The sequence below is a fragment of the uncultured Fretibacterium sp. genome, assembly GCF_963544685.1.
In the GTDB taxonomy this organism is placed as follows: Bacteria; Synergistota; Synergistia; order Synergistales; family Aminobacteriaceae; genus CAJPSE01.
Genome location: NZ_CAUUGJ010000172.1, coordinates 1 through 3493, shown reverse-complemented (window position 1 = coordinate 3493; position 3493 = coordinate 1). Strand labels below are relative to the sequence as shown.

General features: G+C 69.6%; 4 protein-coding genes. All 4 read left to right on the top strand.

What is annotated here, in order from left to right; translation table 11 throughout:
* Positions 1 to 30: 30 nt before the first annotated feature.
* Positions 31 to 750, top strand: coding sequence for a precorrin-6Y C5,15-methyltransferase (decarboxylating) subunit CbiT (cbiT, locus tag ABLA28_RS11030; protein ID WP_347713707.1), 720 nt, complete (start codon positions 31 to 33; stop codon positions 748 to 750).
* A gap of 273 nt (positions 751 to 1023) precedes the next feature.
* Positions 1024 to 1785, top strand: coding sequence for a precorrin-4 C(11)-methyltransferase (gene cobM / locus ABLA28_RS11025; protein ID WP_347713706.1), 762 nt, complete (start codon positions 1024 to 1026; stop codon positions 1783 to 1785).
* A complete protein-coding gene (locus ABLA28_RS11020; RefSeq protein WP_347713705.1) occupies positions 1782 to 2792 on the top strand; it encodes a cobalamin biosynthesis protein in 1011 nt (336 codons plus the stop codon). Before cobM ends, ABLA28_RS11020 begins: the two co-directional genes overlap by 4 nt.
* Positions 2789 to 3493, top strand: a 705-nt coding sequence (gene cobJ, locus ABLA28_RS11015; protein WP_347713704.1) for a precorrin-3B C(17)-methyltransferase, incomplete at its 3' end; no start/stop codon positions are given. The genes ABLA28_RS11020 and cobJ, both read left to right, overlap by 4 nt.

Genomic DNA, 3493 nt, shown 5'->3' with positions numbered 1-3493 from the left:
ACACTCGACTAGTCGTCGGCAGCGTCAGATGTGTATAAGAGACAGCGCTTGAGCTACCCGGACGAGCGCGTGACGCGCGGGGCGCCCGCCGACCTGGCCGGCCGGGACTTCGACCCGCTCTCCCTGATGCTGGTGCGGAACGCCGCGCCCTGGACGCCGCCCTTCGGACGGCCGCGCGACGCGGATTTCGAGCGCGGCGGGGTCCCCATGACGCGGGAGGAGGTGCGGTCGGTCGTGCTGGACCGCCTGGAGCTCGGTCCCGAGTCCGTGCTCTGGGACATCGGCGCGGGGACGGGGTCCGTCTCCGTCGCGGCGGCCCTGGCCTGTCCCGATGGGGAGGTCTGCTCCGTGGAGTGCGGGCCGGAGGCAGTGGCCCTGCTCGAGCGCAACCGGGAGAAGTTCCGGCTCCACAACATGACGATCCGGCTCGGCCGTGCCCTGGCCGTCCTGGACGCCCTGCCCAATCCGACCCACGTCTTCGTCGGAGGAAGCGGAGGGGAGCTCTCCGAGCTCCTATCGCGTCTGACCCGTATCCCGGGCCGGAGTGGACCCCTTCGGGTCGTCGTCTCCGCCGTCACGCTCCAGACCCTGAGCGAGGCCGTGACGGCCCTGAGCGGGCCGGGTTACCGGGACTTGGAGGCGGTCCAGGTCGCCGTGAGCGCCTCCCGGCCGCTGGGCGGAAGTTTGTTGTTGATGGAGGCCAGGAACCCGGTGACGCTGCTTTGCGCGAGGATTTCATTCCAATTCTAAATCACCCGTATACTGCGTTTAAGCAGACGAAATCCAATGACTTCGTCTGCGACGTAGACAAGTAGCCGCCTGATAAAAAACTAAGAGATTCGCACAGCTCGTTCCTCGCTGGCTTTCTGCTTATCGTCTCTGAGTGATTTAGAACTGGAATAGGGTATTTTCTGTCTTCTAGCGAAGAGCATCTTGGATTTCAGGTTGGACGAGTCCTGAAATAAAACGCTTCATGAGGTCAACCCTTGGACTGGAAGTGTATCGGGGAGGTCGTTCTTTACGATGATTCATTTCGTCGGCGCGGGGCCCGGGGCCCCGGACCTGATCACCCTGCGGGGCGCGGAGCTCCTGCGCCGGGCGGGGATGGTCGTCTACGCGGGGTCGCTCGTGAACCCCGCGCTTCTGGATTACGTCCCGGAGGGTTGCGAGGTCTTCGACAGCGCGTCCATGACGCTGGACGAGGTGCTGGAGAAGCTCGTTCAGGGGCACGGGCGCGGCGTGACGACCGTCCGGCTCCACACGGGCGACCCCTCGCTCTACGGGGCGATCCGGGAGCAGATGGACGCCCTTCGTGTCCGCGGCATCCCCTTCGAGGTCGTGCCGGGGGTCAGCTCCTTCTGCGCCGCCGCCGCCGCGGTCGGGGTGGAGTACACCCTGCCGGGGGTGAGCCAGACGCTCGTCATCAGCCGCATGGAGGGCCGCACGCCCGTGCCGGAGCGCGAGGGCATCCGTTCGCTGGCGGCCCACCGCGCGTCGATGGTCCTCTTCCTCTCCACGGGGATGCTGAGGAAGCTCTGTTCCGAGCTCGTCGCGGGTGGATACCCCGAGGACACGCCCGCCGCTCTGGTGTACAGGGCGTCCTGGCCGGACGAGCGGGTGCTGCGCGGAACGCTGGCGGCGCTGCCGGACGCGGCGGAGGCCGAGGCGATCACCCGGACGGCCCTGGTACTGGTGGGCGATTTCCTCGGCGATACCTACGAGCTCTCGAAGCTCTACGACCCGGCGTTCGAGCACGGGTACCGGCACGGGAAGGCGGAGCCTTGAGCGGGCCCGGCGGCATCGTCCTGGCCGCGTTCACCCGCGCGGGCGCGGCGCTGGCCGCCCGGCTGGCGGGGGCGCTCGGCGGGCGTGCCTTCGTGCCCGGCCGCTGCCTCGTCCCGGGTACGGAGCCCCTGGAGGGGACGGTGGGCGATTGGGCGGAGCTCTGGTTTCCCCATGCGGAGGCCCTGGTGTTCGTCTGTGCCTGCGGCATCGCGGTGCGGGCCGTCGCGCCTCATGTGCGGAGCAAGGCGGAGGATCCGGCGGTGCTCGTGCTGGACGAGCGAGGCCGGCACGTCGTTCCGATCCTGTCGGGACACATCGGCGGGGCCAACGCGCTGGCCCGCCGCATCGCGGCCCTGACGGGCGGAGCTGCGGTGCTCACGACGGCCACGGACGTCAACGGCCTCGTTGCGGCGGACGAGTGGGCGGTGGAGAACGACTGCGCCATCGAGAACCTGGGAGCCGTCAAACAGGTCTCGTCCGCGATTCTGGAGGGCCGGCCCGTCGGGGTGGCGGTGACGGAGCAGGAGCAGCCCGCGCCGTGGCCCGTGACGCTGTGGCTTCGGCCTCGGCGCCTGGTGCTCGGGGCGGGGTGCCGGAGGGGCTCGGACCCGGAGGCCACTGCGAAGGCGGCGGCGGATTTCCTGGAGGGCGCGGGGGTCTCGCCCCTGTCGCTCTGCGCCGTGGCCTCGATAGACCTCAAGAGGGACGAGCAGGCCCTGATTGCGCTTGCGGAACGCTACGGCGTCCCGTTCCTGACGTTTCCCGCGGACGCGCTGAGGGCGGTCCCAGGACGGTTCTCCGCCTCGGAGCGGGTGCGGTTGGCGACGGGCGTGGACAACGTCTGCGAGCGCGCGGCGGTGCTGGCCGCCGGGAACGGCGTCCTGCTGAGGAGCAAGACCCTCTATCCCGGCACGACCTTCGCGCTGGCGCGCAGGAGACCGGCGCACGAAGACGGTCTTGGCGGCCCCGGGGCTCCGGGGCCACAATTTGAGGAGGTACGTCGATGATCTATGTGGTGGGGCTGGGGCCCGGCCGGAAAGAGGAGATGACGGGCCATGCCCTGGCGGCCCTCGAGCGCTGCGACACGATCCTGGGCTACAGGGCGTACATCGATCTCGTCCGCCGGATTTTCCCGGGGAAGGACCTGCGCGCCTCCCCCATGAAGGCCGAGGTCGAACGGTGTCGGGAGGCGCTGGAGCTCGCGCTCTCCGGCCGGACCGTGGGGCTGGTCTCCAGCGGCGATCCGGGGGTCTACGGGATGGCGGGCCTGATGCTGGAGGTCGCGGCGGGCCGGGTCGACGTGGAGGTCGTCCCGGGGGTCACGGCGGCCAACAGCGCCGCAGCCCTGCTGGGCGCGCCGCTGATGCACGACTTTGCCGTGATCAGCCTCAGCGACCTGCTGACGCCCTGGAACCTCATCGAACGCCGCCTCGATGCCGTTGCCGCGGCGGACTTCGTCGTCTGCCTCTACAATCCCGCGAGCCGCGGACGGCCGGCGCACCTCCAGTGGGCCTGCGACATCCTGCTGAGGTACAAGGCGCCGGAGACCGTGGCTGGCTGGGCCCGCAGCGTGGGGCGCGAGGAGGAGAGGTACTGCGTGACGACCCTCGGCCAGCTCCGGGACGCGGAGCTGGACATGTTCTGCACGGCCGTCGTCGGTAACATCGGCACCACCGTCCTGGAGGGCCGTATGGTGACGCCCAGGGGA